Consider the following 15,272-nt stretch of genomic DNA (forward strand, 5'->3'; position numbering starts at 1 on the left):
GGAACGCTTGGCCCGGGGTCGGAGTTGTTCTGCGACCGAGGGGTCATCGCCGCCGCACTAGGCGGTGACACAAGGGCCCGATTCGGTCAGCCAGCCCTAGTATAGCCAGATTCAAACGATTGTTTGAATACTATTTTCTTACAAACGGAATGGCACCAGCGGTGCCGGAGTTCAGAAATTCGCCAGCCGGACGGCGAGACGGGACAAGTCTAGCAGCCCGGTATCCGCCGGGCACAGCGGGCGCGCTGGAGCTGCCAGCGAGCAGCGGCGGGACGGGATTTATACACTCGGAGGGGAATTGGCACTGACCAGTATGCAGTCGCAGTCTCCGGGGTTGCGGAAGCGGTGCGGCCTGCGGCTGCTGAAATAGTAGCCGTCACCGGGCCCCAGCACGGCCACCTCGGCCCCCACCGTCACCTCCAGCTGCCCGGAGACCACTATACCGCCCTCCTCGCCTTCGTGACTGAGCATTTCCGGCCCGGTATCCTGCCCCGGCGGGTAGACCTCGTAGAGGATGGACATATCCCGCCGGCTGTTGGTCGCCCCCAGCAGCCGGTACTGTATCGGGCCAGTGCCCACATTGGGCATTTCATCGGCGCGGAAAAACACCTTTCGGTTGTCATCGAGCCGCAGCGTAAAGAACTCGGCCAGCGACATCGGGATTCCGTCGAGCACCTTCTTCAGGGAGCCGACGGAAGGGCTGACGCGGCCCTGCTCTATCAGCGATATGGTGGCATTGGTCACGCCGGCCCGCTTGGCCAGCTCGCGCTGGGAGAGACCGTGCATTTTCCGCACCGCTTTCAATCGCGCACCGATATCGTCGCTGCCCTCGGCTTCCGGCGGCTGAATAACCGAATCCATGCTCATCTAAAGTGGCCAGTGGCTGGTGTTGAGTGATTCTCGACCCGGCAATGTCTACTGCCGGGTCGATAGTTTGCCGCAAATCACCGGCCAGTGCTCAGACCATATCGTCAAACGGATTGGCCTGCGGAAGCTCGACAGGAGGAATCCCCGGCAGCGCAACCCGCTCGGGGGACAGCGCGATTTCACTGTCGTCCACCAGGCGCTCACCGAAACGGTAAATAGCCTTCAGATCGCCGCGGCTGGCGCGCGTATCGTATTCCAGCGCCTGTTCGCCGACCGCCTCGTTGCGCTTGCGGTAGGCGGTCATGGCACTTTCGCCGTGGCGCCTGGCCAGCATGCGCCGCACCAGGTGCGGCGCCAGCACGCTCGCAGTGGCGTTGTTGCCGCCGAAGCCCTTGGAGTTGAGGAAGGCCACATCCAGGGACTCGGGATCCCGCTCGGTGTGCTGCAGGGAGATATCCAGGTTGCGGTGGTGCACGTCATCGGCCACCCGGTCGATGGTGGTGATGCCCGGCAGTATACCGCGCTCGAAGATACCCAGGCTGGTGATCAGCTGGTCGCCGCTCGCAGCGGCCACCGTGTGGCCCAGGTAGGCCTTGACCGCACAAACCGGCCAGCGCTCTATGCCGAAAGCCCCGGCCAGGCGATCGAAAATCGCCGACTCGGTCACCCGGTTCTGCGGCGTGCTGGAGCCGTGGGCCTGTACGAAGCTGCGCCGGCGCAGGCTCTCGTCGCCGACGATGGCGCGGGTCTCCGCCATGGCCCGCGCCACGGTCAGATAGTTGCCCGGCCCCGGCGCCGAGATCGACTTCTTGGTACCGTCGGCGTTGACGAACACATTGGCCACGGCGCCGTGGATGGTCGCGCCCAGTTCCAGCGCCAGCGCGTCGTCCATCAGGATGGCCCACTGACTGCCCTCGCCGAGGGTAAAACCACAGTTCTCACCGAAGGGCCTGCTGGCGCGGCGGTAGTCGATCTCACCGTCGAAGATCTTGCGCAGGCCGTCGATATTCGCGAGCGCCCCCATGGTGGTGTAACCGTCCACCACTTCCGGCACCAGCGGCGCCTCGGCGGCACCGACCACGGCGACCCGGGCGCGGCCGCTGCGGATATCCTCCACCGCCGCGCGCAAATTGTACAAATAGGTCGCACAGGCCCCTGCCACGGCGCCGGTGGTGCCGACACTGCCGAGCACATAGGCGTTGACGAAATCCGCCGGCATGCTGGTCAACCCCAGTGCCAGCTGCTTGGAACTGACCCGGTTGCCCCGCAGGCGCGACTGCAACAGGCCGCCATTGCCGTAGGGATCCAGCTGGCTCATCGCCGAACTGGCGTACACGGAAATATTGCCCGGGCCCGCGGCGGCAACCACCGCGTCCCAGTCGATTCCCAGTGACTGCACCGCGTCGGAGGCGCCGAGAATTGCCAGCTGCAAACCGCGGGGATGAAAACGCGAGTTGTACAGCTCGCTCGGCTCGAAACCCGTCGGCAACTGGCCGGCGGCAGCGACCGGGATTTCGCGGTAACTGTCCAGCATCACCGAAAGACTGGCGGCGCGCACCCGCACGCGGCCGTCTCCGAGAGACTCCACCCGCCAGTCCGGCGGCAGCGGCTCGGGCAGCTGTCGCGCGGACATCTCAAAGGTGAAACCCTCGGCACTGCTCAGTTCCGCCGGCTGGTGGAAATGGCATTTGCGGTAGTCGTAGTAGCGGTGTTCCAGCTCGCGCACCAGGGTGCCGTTCAGCACCTGCTGCTCCAGCGCCGCATCCAGCGCCCCTCCGGCATCCGCCCCGGTACGCAACCCCATCAGCGCAGCCAGACCGGACAGCGTGTCGGTGCGCTCAGCCTCACCGAGCTGGTCCAGTACCAGGCGGCGGTAGCCGCGGTTGAAGGAACTCCGGCCGGCGGGATTGAAACCGCCGAATGCGGTAATAACGGGAAGGCGCTGCATCCTGACCTCCAGCAAAACGCTGAGAAAATGACAATTCCGAACGACGGTCAGTGTAGGGGGTGGCGATTCGGCCTCGTTATGGGCATACTGGCCAGCAAAATTGAGTTTTTGGCCACAGGCGCCAAGGCGCGCCCCAATTGCTAATGCGAACAGTCACCTTTGTATTGATAGACCAGATGCTGGCAACCGGTACCGTGTTGCCGCTGGAAATGCTGCGCGGCGCGGAGAGCCGCGCGCGCGTCGAGGGCGATACCGAGCCCATGCGCCTGATCACCGCGAGCCTGGACGGCAAGCCGGTCAGCACCCGCTCCGGCTTCCCGTTCGCGCCCGACGTGGCGCTGGCGGACGCGCCGGACAGCGACCTGATCTATATCCCCGCCATGTGGCGCAATCCGCGCCCAGCGCTGAAGCGCAGCGGCCCCCTGCTGCAATGGCTGCGCCGGCAGGCCGAAGCGGGCGCCGCGATCAGCGCAGTGGGTACCGGGGTCTGCTTTCTCGCCGAGGCGGGCCTGCTGGATGGCAAGCCGGCCACCACCCACTGGCACTATTTCGAGCGCTTCGCCGCCGACTATCCGGCGGTCAAACTGAAGCGTCAGTATTTCATCACCCAGGCCGACAAGCTGTTCTGCGCCGCCAGTGTCAACTCCCTCGCGGATGTCACCGTCTACCTGATCCGCCAGCTGTACGGGCCGGCGGTCGCCAGTCATGTGGAACGAAACTTCTCCCACGAGATCCGGCGCCCGTTCGAGGAAATCGCCTACTCGGAAGGCGCGGTGCACCTGCACCCGGACGAGGATATAGTCCAGGCGCAGACCTGGCTTAAAGAGCACTGCAGCGAAGAGGTCCGGCTGAGTGAAGTCGCCCGCCGGTTCGATATGAGCGTGCGCTCCTTCAACCGCCGCTTCAAACTCGCCACGGGTCAGACCCCGCTGCAATACCTGCAGAATGTGCGTGTGGATATGGCGCGCGAGCTGCTGCAATCCAGCAACCTTTCTGTCAATGAAATCGCGGAAAAGGTCGGCTATCAGGATATGGGCCACTTTACCGCCCTGTTCAAGAAGTTTCTCTCGACGACACCGAGCGAATACCGGACGACAGTGCGGGCGAAGCTGTTTCGAGTGAATACCTGAGGCAAGAGCATGGCGGGCCCGGCCCCGCCGCGGACCCTCGTGCGAACGCCCGCCCCTCAGGCAGGAGTTATTTTTTCCTCAGGAAAATGACGTCACTGTCGGCAAACTGCAACTGCGCAGAGAGGCAGTCGGCGAGCCAGTGGAAGGTCTGCACACTGAAGAAACAGATATGGGTGGGATCGCGGATATAGTGCCAGTCGGCGAAACGCTCCGGCGAGATAACCAGCTTGGTCATCAGCGCCAGCAGGCCGCCGGGGCGCAGGCGCTGCCACAGATTCTGCAGCTCCTCGCCCGGGGCGGCGAGGTGTTCGACCACCTCGGTGGATACAATGAAATCGTACTCCCGCTTCATCGCACCGGTATTGCGCAGATAGAAAGCGTCGTACAACTCCACGCGATGCCCCGCTTCCGCCAACATCTGCGCCAGCAGTGGCGCCGGACCACAGCCAAAGTCCAAGCCCTCGCTGCCGGGCTGTAACTCGTTCAGCAGCGGGTTGGCACAGCGACTCAGGAAGCGCCGGTAGCCTTCATCGCCCAGGGCGTTCTCGTGCAGGTCGTAATAGGCGCGCTCCTCTTCGCGGGAGAGATGGAAAGCGGGCGGCACAAACACCAGTGCGCAATGGGCGCACTGGTAGTAGCTGCGAGACTTGTCGCAGTGATAGGGCTGTGCCGCCGGCTGGCGGCACAGTGGGCAGAGGCCTGGCAAATCAGGCGGCTGCGGTATCGGACTTTTCGCCCTCATCGCTATGCTGCAGCAATTTGCCCTCGGTGATTTCGATCTTGCGCGGCTTCATCGCTTCGGGGATTTCGCGCACCAGCTCTATATGCAACAGGCCGTTGGCGAGTTTCGCGTCGGTCACTTTCACGTGGTCCGCGAGCTGGAAACGCCGCTCAAAATTGCGCGCGGCAATTCCGCGGTGCAGGAAATTGCGCTTCGCGGCTTCTTCGGCTTTTCTGCCACTTACAGTCAGGCGGTTCTGCTCCACCTGAATATCCAGCTCGGACTGTTCGAAACCGGCCACCGCCATGGTAATGCGATAGCTGTCTTCGCCGGTCAACTCTATATCATAAGGCGGGTAGCTGGGCTGCTTCTGCTCGTTGGTGACCATCGCGTCCAGCAGGCTGGCCATGCGGTCGAAGCCGATCGCGGAGCGGTACAGGGGGGTGAAATCTAAATTACGCATTGTCATATCCTCAATTCAGAGCAATATTTGAGTTCGCTCGTCCGAAGACCGAGCACTGAGCGGGGGCACTTCCATCGGGAACCTGCCACCCGTACCCAAGAGATAGGGGCCGACAGCGGAATATCAAGGGCGGAGCGCCGAAAAAGTTTATGCAGAACAGAAGCCAACGGGAGCGGGACTGTGTTTCTAGGCTGTTTATCGGTATTCGCCCGGATACGCGCACACAGCAGTTTCTCGACGGACTGGTCAGTCAGTGCAAGCGGCAACTGACCTCGGACAGGCGTGACCGGACGCGCTGGACAAGCCACTCAAACAGGCACCTGACCCTGGCCTTCCTGGGGGAAACCCCGGACAGCCTGATCCCCGAGATCGAGCGGAGGCTGGTGCAGATCGCCGCGGAAAGCCCCGCCTGTAGCGGGCGGATAGTATCGCTGGCCCCCTTCCCGCTACGGCGCGCCCCGCTGCTGGCGGCGGAGCTGCTGACCAATCCGGCGCTGGATCAATTGCACGGCCGCTGCCGTCAACTGATGATGGCGCTGGGAATGAAGCCGGAGCGGGCCACCTACCGCCCGCACATCACACTGGCCCGCAACCGGCGCGGCTTTGCACAGCTGGAGCCTGTGATGCTCGACCACACCGCATTCTTCGACAACATCATCCTCTACCAGAGCCACACCGCACCGGGCGGCAGCCAATACCTGCCGCTGCTGGAGGCCAGACTGGCCGCGACCTAGAAAAGAAAAGGCCCGCTGCAAGCGGGCCTCTGTTCTGTGGGGATCTCAGTCGAGCTGTGACAGCACATACTCCGGATACATCACCAGGCGGGGACGGGCAAGGCGCCGCGCGTCGAAAATAAACACATAGCGTACACCGTCGTCGTCGGCGGGAATGGTGCGGCGGAACTTCCAGGTGTTGATCTTGTACGTCTGGCGCCCCGCCTCGACCGGCGCAACCAGGCGATACTGGTTGTGGCCCAGGAACTCGAACGGCACAGCCTCGCCGCCCGATGGCTTCAGTTCCAGATTGCGGAATGTTTGCTTGCCAGCGTCGCCATCTGCGAGCAGCTTCTCCAGCCGCTCGCGCTCGCGCTTCACATAGTCCAGCAGCTCAGGGTCAACCTCCCGCGCCGCCGGCGCAGCCGCTTCGGGCGCGGCCTCCGCCTCAGACACCTTCTCCGCGGCGGCAACCGTCGGAGCCGGCAGCTGCGGCTTGCTGATCGGCGCAACGCTCTTGGCACTGGAAGCGGTGCGCTGTGCCGCCTCCACTCTCGCCAACATGGCGCTCACCATCCCTTCAACCTTTTTTTCCTGCTCGGAGATACGCCTTTTGGCCAGCGCAATCGCCTTTTGCTCGGCGTTCAGGCGCGCTTTCAGCTCGTCGTAGTTGGTCTGGATAAAACCCACCCGGCGATTGCGACTGTCTACACCCCGCTCAGCCATGGCAAAACCGTGTTTGGCCTTGTTCAGGCGGCGCTCACTGTCGGAGTCGCCCTTCTGCTGGTGTTCGCGCTCTGCCTGTTGCAGCTCCAGACGGCTCTCCTCATAGTGCTTGCGCGCCTTGTCCAGGGACTCTTTTGCACGCTCCAGCTTGTATTCGTAGGACAGCAGTTCGTTCTCGATATCCTCGACGTCAACCATTCGGTTTTCGAGAGACTGCTCCATCCTCGCCAGTTTGTTTTTCTCCGCCGTCAGGGAAGCCTGGGTCTGCGCCACAGCGCCAGCCCCCCAAAAAACTACAAGACCCGCCATCAAGAGCGAGCAGTACCGCTTTACCGCCATATCAAAGAACCCATTACTCGGTATTTTTAAATCCATGGAAAAATCGCGCAGAGCTCGAATTTTGTACAGTCCCCTGGCAGAGCCGCCGCGCGAAGCGGCAATTCTACGCAGGCCCCAGCTGCCGGGCAATGACCACATGGGTCGCGCACAGCGGGCGAATGCGCGCAATCCGCTGCGCCCTATTGCACGGCAAAGTCCGCTGCGCGAACTTTTTGTGACATTTTTACCTTCACAGCGCTTGATTTTTTTTTGCACGCAAGCATTATGGGTAACAGGGAGAAGATCGCTGGACTCAGCGGAAAACCGACCCGGACGTAAAACACTCTCAGCTGTTCAGTCAGCAAATTTCAGTTGCGTTTCCGGTGTACGACTTTCCACGCGCAGCCCCGACTCTCCCTCAAGGGCGCCCTACCTTCTTTCAGCAAACCGCACACGCGGCCTGCATGGTTCCTTATAACCGGAGGTATTGCCCATGAAATCTGCGCCTTACGATAACATCGTGTTCCGCGATATCGATAAATCCGCCGCCCTGGCCACCACGGTATCGAAGAAGTTACATAAACTGGAACGTTATTGTGGCGACATCATACGGAGCCGAGTCGTTCTCGAGGCCCCCCACCAGCACAAAACCAAAGGCAAGCAATACAAGGCTTCGGTTGAACTCGCGCTCAGCGGTAGCCCCGTGACCATCAGCTGTGAAAACGAATCTATCCACCGTGCGGTGAGCGACGCCTTCGCATCCGCCGAACGGCGTCTCAAGGAACGCCAGGAACGCCGCAAGGCAAAGCGCCACCAGGCGCTCTGCACCACGGAAGAGTGACGGGAAGCAGCAGGCGGCGCCTAGGCGCCGCCTTTTTATATCCGCTCAGGCGACCGGCGTGCGCATCGTCACGAACTCCTCGGCCGCAGTCGGGTGAATGCCGATGGTCTGGTCGAAGGTTTTCTTGGTAGCGCCGGCCTTCAGCGCAATCGCCATACCCTGGATAATCTCCCCGGCGTCGGGTCCCACCATATGCACCCCCACCACCCTGTCGTTGCTGGCGTCGACCACCAGCTTCATCAGAGTGCGCTCGTCCCGCCCGCTGACAGTGTGACGCATCGGTCTAAAATCCGACTTGTAGATTACGACCGGGATGCCCGAGTCCCGCGCCTCCTCCTCGGAAAGCCCGACAGTGCCGATATTCGGCTGACAGAAAACCGCGGTGGGGATGTTGTTGTAATCGATCTCGGTCAATTTCCCGGTCTGCAAATGCTTGACCAGGGCCATGGCTTCGGCCAGGGCGACCGGTGTCAACTGCGGCTCACCGGTGACGTCGCCCAGCGCGTAGATAGAGCGCACATTGGTGCGGAAGTTGTCGTCCACGGAGATGGTGCCATCCTTGTGCAGCACCACCCCGAGCTGTTCGAGTCCCAGCCCCTTGGTATTGGCCACGCGACCGGTGGCGTAGAGCACCGCGTCAACCATCAGCGTGGAACCGCCCTCGGCGCGCACCAGCAAACTGCCGTCCGCCTGCTTTTCTATCGCCTCCACGCGGTGATTAAAGTGTAATTGGGTGCCTTTCTTGCCCATTTCGTCGCGCACAAAATTGCGGATGTCGCGGTCGAAGCCGCGCAAAAACAGGTCGCGGCGATAGGAGAGATGCGTCTCCGCCCCCAGACCGGTAAATATCCCGGCGAATTCCACGGCGATATAGCCGCCGCCGACGACCAGGATCCGCCGCGGAAATTCCTCCATCGAGAAGACCTCATTCGAGGTCATCGCGAATTCGCGCCCCGGAATATCCGGCACATAGGGCCAGCTGCCGGTCGCGACCAGGATCCGCTCTGCGCTGTAGCCCCGCCCGTTCACCTCGACGCTGTGGGGGTCAGCAATACGCGCGCGCCCATCGATCACCGTGACGCCGGAGTTTGCAAGCAGGTTGCGATAGATACCATTCAACCGCGCTATCTCTTTGGCGTTGTTGTCGCGCAGTGTCTGCCAGTGAAATTCGGCACCGCGGTTCTGCCAGCCGTAGGCGACGGAATCCTCAAATGCCTCGCTGTAACTGCTGGCGTAGACAAACAGTTTTTTCGGCACACAGCCGACATTGACGCAGGTACCGCCCATATAGCGGTCTTCCGCCACTGCGACGCGCATACCCGCCGCTGCAGCCATGCGCGCCGCACGAACTCCCCCGGACCCGGCTCCGATAACAAACAGATCGTATTCGTATTCGGCCAAAACAAATTCCCCTCGACGGTTGGCACGGCTGCCGATCAGGCACGACCGCTGGTAAAAAATTCAACAAACTGTATGCGTTTCGGACAATCTAGAGAAACTGTCAGTGCGCTAAAATACATTTGGTACAATAATGACAATTTTCCCGCGCTTGTCGTTGACATGCGCTTGAGCTTTCGATATTCATGTGATGATTATCACAAAAGTGGTCATTTATCGAAAACACTAAGCCACTCCCGAAAACAACAAACAGCCTTTAGCAAAACAACAAAACAGTAGGCAAGAAAAATGGACTCCCTTCCGACAACTATCCGGCAATCCCTGTGGCTGCTCTGTCTGCTGCTTGCCAGCGGAGCGAGCAACGCCAAAACCCATCCCTCGTATCTGACTCAGGAATACTGTGACAGTGTCGTGGAGCAGTTTGTCGACTCGGGCATGCGCAGTCTGGGCAAGTACGTCAACGAGCATTTTAGCCTCGAGTACAAGGGTGGCATCCGCAACACCATCCACTTTCTCGAGCAGCGCTCCGCCTGGCTCAACGAGTGCAACGACTACCTGCTCGACACCGGGGCCGGCCACGTCTTTTACAGCGACAAGACCACCCGGGATATCTTCGCCGCGATCGATGCGCTGGCCAAAGAGCTTCAGCATGTCCGCGAAGGTGTCGAATATCCGGACGATACCGGTAACAATAACCCAGCCCCCTTTATCAAGCGCCGCTATGAGACCCTGGCGAAACTGGTGGACCAGCACCACACGCGCATGCTGATGAAGAAACAGTTCCAGTAGTGGGGCGGGGATTCCCGACAGCGGGCCAGCACCCGCCGCCGGGAATCCCGTTGATCTCGGTTTTATTTCTGTAAATACTCCCGCAGCGCGCGGAACTGCTCCGCCAGCACGCTGTTGACAGGCTCGGCGATCGCGTCCAGCTGGTTCGCACTGGGCCCCCACACACGGTACTCCCATGTCAGCAGGGACTTGTCCCCCTGGGGAACAATCCGCCACTGCATCAGACCGCTCACCGGCATACTCTGCAGCGGTCCCAGCCCGCCGGACAGGCGCACTTCGCGGTTGGGCAATGCGTAGATCACCCGCAGGTGCTCCACCGAGCCCTGCTCCCACTCCTCACAGAAACATCCCCCTGCACGCAGTTCCAGCGACAGGTTTTCGGCCGCGCCGGAATAGCTGTGCGCCGGCTTCCACCACTGCGGCAGGTTGGCGAGACCGCGATAGATATGTTCGCTGTCGCCGGCCAGTTCCTGCTCCAGCTTGATAGTGAATTCACCCGGGGACTTACTCAGCACTTCTGCAAAGGCAACGCCCGTCCAGGCGCAGCACAGTGTCAGAGCAGCCGCTTTCAGCTTTCCCAGCATTGTTTTTCCCATCCTGTAGCGATCGTTATTCTCTTTTTTGCGCGGCCCCGTCGCGGCCCGATCCGATCGGCGCGCCGGTATCTATCCCGGCCGCAGACCTATCGCCGAGCATACGCTCTCTGAGACTGCTGGCGATTCGCCGCGTCAGCGCGCCCAGGCGCGGCCGCCGCTTTTCGGCGAAGGGGATGGGCCTGCAGCTCTGCATCGAGGCCAGCCCGATGCGCGCCATAAACAGGCTCGCACCCATCCCCTGCCCCAGACGCGCAGACAGGCTACTGAGCATGCTGTCTCCGACCAGGTCGGGCCAGAGTTCGCTCACCGCGTATTCGCTGGCACCGCTGTAGGCAACCAGTGCCAGCACCTTCTTGAACAGGCGCCAGCGGACCACCACCGACGGGCGCACACCGTAGATCTGCGCCACGTCGTCAATCATACGCAGGGACTGGCGCAGAGCCACCAGCACGTCGACAGAGGCAAACGGGCTGAGACCGACCAGCGCGCCGGTGGTCGTGGCGTGACGCACTATGCGCCGCATCGCCTCCTGGTCGAGCGCGTCCAGGAAGGAGACCTCGAGGTGCTGCAACAGCTCGCTGCTGTCGTAGTAGTCCGGCGTCTCGTCGAGCACCCTGCTCAGCAACACCCCCTGCGGCTTGCCGGAGAAATGCTCCTGTAATTGCCGCCGGAAAGGCAGCGCCTCCTCGTGGCTGCGGCAGTCGCGCAGCTCCAGCGCCAGCTCCTGGGTCTCCTGCAGCTTGCGCAGCGGGCGCCCGGCGCGGAAATACTCCCATACCGCGCTGGCGATCGTCGCACAAAACGCGGCGATGATAACGCCGGCGAGCAGCCCCAGACTCCAGTGTTTGTCCGCCGCCCAGGTATACAGCTGGCGCAACTCCCAGGCCACGGCCCCGCCGGCAAGGCCCAGCGCCGCCAGCAGCGCCGGCTTCCACAAACGCAGGCGGAACAGCGGCAGGCGCAGCTCGGCGAAGGAAATTCTGTCCGGCAGGGACTCCCCGGTGGTGATCGAGCGCGGCATGTCGCCGCCCTCACCGCTCAATGTCTCGACGCGGGTAGTATCCCTGTGTGTGGGTGCTGCTTCCGGCTCGTCGAGGGGCTCGATGCGGGTCTGCCGCCTCTCGTGCTGCTTACCGCCGTTCGTGGTGTCCCGTTTCATACTAGACCTTGTCTCCCAGCAACAGGTTGAGCAGCGCATCGACGCGGATATGCGGAATACACTGCCCCTCCACCATGCCCGCCGGCGGGCGCAGCTGCGGCGGCGCGGCGCCGGCGTAGTGTCGCCAGTCCTCCCCCTCCCTCGGCAAGTGGGCGAAAATCTCCGCGTTCTCGAAGCCGAGATAGCGCCCCTCCAGATCGTGCCCGGTCAGAATGCGGCGACCGTTGCGCAGCGTCTCATTGGAGCAGCGCACCGCCGCTATGGCCTCGCAAAAGAGCGGCAGGCCGCGGTGGCGCGCAGCGCTGAAGGCCTGCTGCAACTGCTGCCCCAGCAGCTGGCGCAGCGCGTCGTGATCCGCGGCCAGGACCTGATCCACCTTGGTGGCGGCAAACAGCAGCCGGTCGACCCGCGGGCGCCACAGTTTGCGCAGCAGGCCGGTCGGACCGTAGCGGAAGGTGTCGGCGATATGCCCGAACGCCAGGCGCATATCCTCGAGGGCCTGCTCGCCGGCGAACAGGGTGCCGATCATGTCCACCAGCACCAGTTGGCGGTCCAGGTGGCGGAAATGGCTCTCGACGAAGGGGGCCACCTGTCGGCGAACATAGTCGTCGTAGCGCCGCGCCAGTAACCGGTAGTTGCTGTCCGCCGGCATTGCCGCCAGCTGCTCCGCGGTTTGTCCGCGCAGGTCCAGCAGCGGCAACAGGCCGTAGTTTTCACCGTCGAGCAGCGCCCTGCCCGGCTGCAGGTAGCTCAGTTTGCGCTGGCTGCGGCAATCGAGCAGGAACTGGCGGTAGTCGCGCCAGAGGGCGTCCAGGCGCGCGGGGTCGGCGGTGGCGCCCGGCTCCAGTGCGGCCAGTTGCGACATCAGTTGCGGCGCCAGGCCGGCGCGGGCATCGGCGCCGATGATATGGGTCTGGTGGCGGCACCAGTCGCGGTAGTCCATCTGCAGCAGCGGCAGGTCCATCAGCCACTCACCGGGATAGTCGCGCAGTTCCACGATCAGCGTCTTGGTGTCGGGGCCCGCCAGCCGGCGCCGGCGGCGCAGGTGGATATGCAGCTCCAGCGCCGACACCTCGCGGGTGCTCTCGGGCCAGCGCGGCGGCTGCGACATCAGCGCCGCGAGGCACTGTTCGTAATCGAAAGGTGGCAGGCCGGAATCCACCGCCGGCTTCAGTTCGGCGCCGAGCAGGTCGCCGTTCAGCGCCGGCGCGAAGCCCGGCAGCTGCGCCTTGTGCGGATGGCTGAGCTGGTAGATAAGACTGGTCAACAGGGTCGATTTTCCGGCGCCGCTGAGCCCGGTAATACCGACACAGATACGCCGGTCGAGCAACCGCTCCGCGGCCCAGTGGGACTTGTCACGCGCCTCGCGGCGCCACTGGCGCAGCCTTTCTCTCACGCGCCGGCCGCGCCCTGAATCCGCCTTGGAGCCGCTCTCACTCATCTGCCATTCCGTGTCGTCGGGTTATCAACCCAATCTGCGTCGATGCGGGGACAATCATTCCGGAGAAGGATAACAGTTCACCCGCCGGGAACATAAAAAAGCGCGCCGGCCTCGCGGTCGGCGCGCTCGCAACTCCAGCGCGCTATCAGTCCACCAGCGCGATATCCCCGGAGCCCATGACCGAGAAAGACTCCCTGGCCGGGCGGCGAATCACTATGTCGCCGGACCCCATCACAGAGCCGCTTGCGCTGTCCGCGCGCAGCTTGCGGCCGACGAAGTCCCCCGAGCCCATCACGTGGATTTTCACATCCGCAACGCGACCGCCGACCACCATATCGCCGGAGCCCTTGATATCGGCGGCCAGGCTTTCGCCGGCGAAGTTGTCCAGGCGCAGGTCGCCGGAACCGGTAATCGCGGCCCGGCCGTCCACGGCCAGGGCGGTGCCGATCAGAAGGTCACCGGAACCTGTCACGGTGGTCGTCAGCGATTCCGCCGCCACCTTGTCAACGCGAATGCTTCCGGAGCCGGTCACGCGGAGTTCCAGCTGTTCACTCTCCAGCGTAACGGCACGCGCCTCACCGGAGCCGGTGACCTTGATCGCCTCCACCTTCGGCAGCGTGACTCTGTACTCGACTTCCAGGTCGGAACTGACCGTGACCACCCCGAACCAGCTTTTCTTGACGTCCTCCACCGAGAGCTCCAGCGTGTCGCCGTGCACCTCGGCCTTGGCGTAGCTCATGGCTTCCTCCGGTCCGCTGGCCACCACCTCGAAGCCCTCGCCCTGGACCACCTGTAGGTGGGAGCTGCCTTTGAGCGCAATGCGGGTAAACCCCGATACATCGAACCGTTTGCTGGTGGTTTCCCCGGCGCTGGCCACAGCGCTGAACGCGGCGGCCAGCATCAGCGCCACCAGTGGGGCGAACAAGGTGTTTTTCACGTGGGCTTCCTCTCGATTCAGTTACCGTTATTCCAGTAGACGGGCCGCGGCGGCCATTTGGATGCACCGCCGGCGACTTTTTTCGGCACCGACATCTTCGCTCGAAGGCGGCCGTGCCAGTCCCCGATCTGTGTCAAGCGCAATCCGCCTCCGGGCAGCCCATATCGACCAGCGCGGCGCGGATCTTCTTCGCCTCGGCGGCCAACTGGTCGGATTCAGCCGGCTGTTGCAGCGAGAAGTCGAAATCGGCCAGCGCATCCACCGGAATCAGGTGCAGGTGGGTGTGGGGGACCTCCAGCCCGGCGATCATAACCCCGACCCGCCTGGGCGAATACACCGCTTTCAGGCCCTTGGCCACCTTCTGCGCCACCTGCATCAGGTGCGCGGCCAGGTCTGCCGGCACATCGTCCCAGTGATCCACCTCCTGTACCGGAATGACCAGACAGTGCCCCGGCTTGATCGGAGCGATGGTCATAATGGCCACGGCCTTGTCGTCGCGCCAGACAAAGTGTCCCGGCAGTTCGCCCCCGATGATCTTGGTAAAAATACTCGCCATAGCTAGCCTCGAATGTGTATGGATTCCTGTTCGACCCGGGAGTCTAACAGCTTCGCAAAAAAGCGCAGCCCACGGCGCGGCGCAGGCCGGCACAAACCGCCCCGCGACACCGAAAAACAACCCGTCGAACAAGATGACAATTTTTTTAAACCGCGTTGGCAGCGCCGAACTTATGCCTTAGGCTCGACCCCCAATTACAGAGGTACCGCCACAGAGCCTGGGCAGGTCCCACCCCTCGCCCCAAAATTCCAGCGGTTCCACGGGACGATAGAGTCAATCAGCGGCGATTTCTCGCCGGGGGGAAGAGATATGAACAGCCTGTTAGACCAGGTCGGCGGCAGTCAATTCGTCAACCGCACGGTCGGCGAATTCTTCCACGCCATCGGCCGTCATCTGTCCGCTATGGAAGCCTGTGACCACCAGAAACAGCAGAGCCGCCAGGCCCTGTTTCTCAATCACGCCCTGTCCGCCCAACCCGAACCGATTCGCAGCAGCCGCGCCAGCTTCCTCGCCCGGGGGCTCAACCCGGCCCTGTTCGAAGCGCTGCTGGAGTATCTGGAGGCGCGCCTGCTGGAGCTCGGCTTCTCCTGGCAGCTGAGCAGCCGCCTGGTGGAGACCGCCGGCAACCTCTACAGCGACTGCGAACAGGATCTGTCCATCGCCTGCTAG

General features: G+C 62.8%; 16 protein-coding genes. 5 read left to right on the forward strand and 11 right to left on the reverse strand.

Annotated features, from left to right (window positions below; genetic code table 11):
* Positions 1 to 279: 279 nt before the first annotated feature.
* Together ACXAF3_RS07130 and ACXAF3_RS07135 are read right to left on the reverse strand one after the other, a co-directional pair.
* Positions 280 to 861, reverse strand: a complete 582-nt coding sequence (locus tag ACXAF3_RS07130; protein ID WP_475111604.1) for a cupin domain-containing protein — start codon at positions 859 to 861, stop codon at positions 280 to 282.
* Between the two features lie 97 nt (positions 862 to 958).
* Entirely contained in the window at positions 959 to 2,815 is a 1,857-nt protein-coding gene (locus ACXAF3_RS07135; protein WP_475111605.1) for a beta-ketoacyl synthase, read from the reverse strand.
* 143 nt (positions 2,816 to 2,958) lie between these two features.
* Here ACXAF3_RS07135 and ACXAF3_RS07140 point away from each other — a divergent pair, with 143 nt between their 5' ends.
* Entirely contained in the window at positions 2,959 to 3,945 is a 987-nt protein-coding gene (locus tag ACXAF3_RS07140) for a GlxA family transcriptional regulator (RefSeq protein ID WP_475111606.1), read from the forward strand.
* Positions 3,946 to 4,012: 67 nt separating this feature from the next.
* On the opposite strand, the gene ACXAF3_RS07145 is transcribed toward ACXAF3_RS07140, so the two are convergent.
* Together ACXAF3_RS07145 and ACXAF3_RS07150 are read right to left on the reverse strand one after the other, a co-directional pair.
* A complete protein-coding gene (locus tag ACXAF3_RS07145) occupies positions 4,013 to 4,651 on the reverse strand; it encodes a class I SAM-dependent methyltransferase (RefSeq protein WP_475111607.1) in 639 nt (212 codons plus the stop codon).
* A gap of 1 nt (position 4,652) precedes the next feature.
* Positions 4,653 to 5,129 (reverse strand): Hsp20 family protein, encoded by a 477-nt coding sequence (locus ACXAF3_RS07150; protein ID WP_475111608.1) that lies wholly within the window; start codon positions 5,127 to 5,129, stop codon positions 4,653 to 4,655.
* 149 nt (positions 5,130 to 5,278) lie between these two features.
* Here ACXAF3_RS07150 and thpR point away from each other — a divergent pair, with 149 nt between their 5' ends.
* Positions 5,279 to 5,863, forward strand: coding sequence for an RNA 2',3'-cyclic phosphodiesterase (gene thpR, locus ACXAF3_RS07155; RefSeq protein WP_475111609.1), 585 nt, complete (start codon positions 5,279 to 5,281; stop codon positions 5,861 to 5,863).
* A 45-nt stretch (positions 5,864 to 5,908) separates the two neighbouring features.
* Here thpR and ACXAF3_RS07160 read toward each other — a convergent pair whose 3' ends face one another.
* A complete protein-coding gene (locus ACXAF3_RS07160; protein ID WP_475111610.1) occupies positions 5,909 to 6,841 on the reverse strand; it encodes a hypothetical protein in 933 nt (310 codons plus the stop codon).
* A 538-nt stretch (positions 6,842 to 7,379) separates the two neighbouring features.
* Here ACXAF3_RS07160 and hpf point away from each other — a divergent pair.
* On the forward strand, positions 7,380 to 7,727 hold the full coding sequence (hpf, locus tag ACXAF3_RS07165) for a ribosome hibernation-promoting factor, HPF/YfiA family (RefSeq protein ID WP_475111611.1): 348 nt from the start codon (positions 7,380 to 7,382) through the stop codon (positions 7,725 to 7,727).
* A gap of 45 nt (positions 7,728 to 7,772) precedes the next feature.
* Here hpf and gorA read toward each other — a convergent pair whose 3' ends face one another.
* Positions 7,773 to 9,128, reverse strand: coding sequence for a glutathione-disulfide reductase (gorA, locus tag ACXAF3_RS07170; protein WP_475111612.1), 1,356 nt, complete (start codon positions 9,126 to 9,128; stop codon positions 7,773 to 7,775).
* Positions 9,129 to 9,413: 285 nt separating this feature from the next.
* On the opposite strand from gorA, the gene ACXAF3_RS07175 reads away from it, so the two are divergent.
* A complete protein-coding gene (locus ACXAF3_RS07175; protein WP_475111613.1) occupies positions 9,414 to 9,914 on the forward strand; it encodes a hypothetical protein in 501 nt (166 codons plus the stop codon).
* 62 nt (positions 9,915 to 9,976) lie between these two features.
* On the opposite strand, the gene ACXAF3_RS07180 is transcribed toward ACXAF3_RS07175, so the two are convergent.
* The 5 genes from ACXAF3_RS07180 to ACXAF3_RS07200 form a co-directional block, all read right to left on the reverse strand.
* Complete coding sequence (locus tag ACXAF3_RS07180) at positions 9,977 to 10,498, reverse strand: hypothetical protein (protein WP_475111614.1); 522 nt, start codon at positions 10,496 to 10,498, stop codon at positions 9,977 to 9,979.
* A 25-nt stretch (positions 10,499 to 10,523) separates the two neighbouring features.
* Entirely contained in the window at positions 10,524 to 11,669 is a 1,146-nt protein-coding gene (locus ACXAF3_RS07185; RefSeq protein ID WP_475111615.1) for a TIGR01620 family protein, read from the reverse strand.
* A 1-nt stretch (position 11,670) separates the two neighbouring features.
* Positions 11,671 to 13,110: a YcjX family protein gene (locus ACXAF3_RS07190; RefSeq protein WP_475111616.1), complete on the reverse strand. Its 1,440-nt coding sequence runs from the start codon at positions 13,108 to 13,110 to the stop codon at positions 11,671 to 11,673.
* Positions 13,111 to 13,255: 145 nt separating this feature from the next.
* Positions 13,256 to 14,047: a GIN domain-containing protein gene (locus ACXAF3_RS07195; protein ID WP_475111617.1), complete on the reverse strand. Its 792-nt coding sequence runs from the start codon at positions 14,045 to 14,047 to the stop codon at positions 13,256 to 13,258.
* Between the two features lie 133 nt (positions 14,048 to 14,180).
* Positions 14,181 to 14,603, reverse strand: coding sequence for an HIT family protein (locus ACXAF3_RS07200; RefSeq protein ID WP_475111618.1), 423 nt, complete (start codon positions 14,601 to 14,603; stop codon positions 14,181 to 14,183).
* A gap of 309 nt (positions 14,604 to 14,912) precedes the next feature.
* Here ACXAF3_RS07200 and ACXAF3_RS07205 point away from each other — a divergent pair, with 309 nt between their 5' ends.
* On the forward strand, positions 14,913 to 15,272 hold the full coding sequence (locus ACXAF3_RS07205) for a hypothetical protein (RefSeq protein ID WP_475111619.1): 360 nt from the start codon (positions 14,913 to 14,915) through the stop codon (positions 15,270 to 15,272).

The sequence above is a fragment of the Microbulbifer sp. ABF4_143 genome (assembly GCF_056160225.1).

What these genes read in the sequence shown, in the direction of transcription:
- ACXAF3_RS07205 (WP_475111619.1), top strand. Translation starts at nt 14,913, where the DNA reads ATGAACAGCCTGTTAGACCAGGTCGGCGGCAGTCAATTCGTCAACCGC.
- ACXAF3_RS07135 (WP_475111605.1), bottom strand. Translation starts at nt 2,815, where the DNA reads ATGCAGCGCCTTCCCGTTATTACCGCATTCGGCGGTTTCAATCCCGCC.
- ACXAF3_RS07180 (WP_475111614.1), bottom strand. Translation starts at nt 10,498, where the DNA reads ATGCTGGGAAAGCTGAAAGCGGCTGCTCTGACACTGTGCTGCGCCTGG.
- ACXAF3_RS07140 (WP_475111606.1), top strand. Translation starts at nt 2,959, where the DNA reads ATGCGAACAGTCACCTTTGTATTGATAGACCAGATGCTGGCAACCGGT.
- ACXAF3_RS07185 (WP_475111615.1), bottom strand. Translation starts at nt 11,669, where the DNA reads ATGAAACGGGACACCACGAACGGCGGTAAGCAGCACGAGAGGCGGCAG.
- ACXAF3_RS07175 (WP_475111613.1), top strand. Translation starts at nt 9,414, where the DNA reads ATGGACTCCCTTCCGACAACTATCCGGCAATCCCTGTGGCTGCTCTGT.
- ACXAF3_RS07200 (WP_475111618.1), bottom strand. Translation starts at nt 14,603, where the DNA reads ATGGCGAGTATTTTTACCAAGATCATCGGGGGCGAACTGCCGGGACAC.
- ACXAF3_RS07150 (WP_475111608.1), bottom strand. Translation starts at nt 5,129, where the DNA reads ATGCGTAATTTAGATTTCACCCCCCTGTACCGCTCCGCGATCGGCTTC.
- thpR (WP_475111609.1), top strand. Translation starts at nt 5,279, where the DNA reads ATGCAGAACAGAAGCCAACGGGAGCGGGACTGTGTTTCTAGGCTGTTT.
- ACXAF3_RS07130 (WP_475111604.1), bottom strand. Translation starts at nt 861, where the DNA reads ATGGATTCGGTTATTCAGCCGCCGGAAGCCGAGGGCAGCGACGATATC.
- ACXAF3_RS07190 (WP_475111616.1), bottom strand. Translation starts at nt 13,110, where the DNA reads ATGAGTGAGAGCGGCTCCAAGGCGGATTCAGGGCGCGGCCGGCGCGTG.
- hpf (WP_475111611.1), top strand. Translation starts at nt 7,380, where the DNA reads ATGAAATCTGCGCCTTACGATAACATCGTGTTCCGCGATATCGATAAA.